The 263-nt window shown below is 34.6% G+C and carries 1 protein-coding gene; it reads right to left on the minus strand.

Annotation, left to right across the window (positions count from 1 at the left end; translation table 11 throughout):
- On the minus strand, positions 1–263 hold a 263-nt coding region (locus EOC06_RS39050), incomplete at both ends, for a hypothetical protein (RefSeq protein WP_206631443.1).

Raw genomic sequence — 263 nt, forward strand, 5'->3', positions numbered from 1 at the left:
ACTAGAAGCAAGATTGTTTAACCAGTTTGTTTGCATTTTACGAGGATAACCGTCTCTAGGGATATAGACCGGTCTAAAATAAGTTTGAGTACCCAGAGAAGTTTTTATAATTCCATAATCTTCTGCATTTATTTTAAAGCCATCAGGAGAAATGATTTCCCACATAGTAGGCTTAGTGTCCATTTGAAAATCTATTTCCGCTTCATTTACCTGCTGTTTATTTTTAGTGTTTTTTACTTTGCTCTTATGCAGTCTCTCTTTGG

It is taken from the genome of Mesorhizobium sp. M7A.F.Ca.MR.362.00.0.0, assembly GCF_004023175.1.
Classification (GTDB): Bacteria; Pseudomonadota; Alphaproteobacteria; order Rhizobiales; family Rhizobiaceae; genus Mesorhizobium.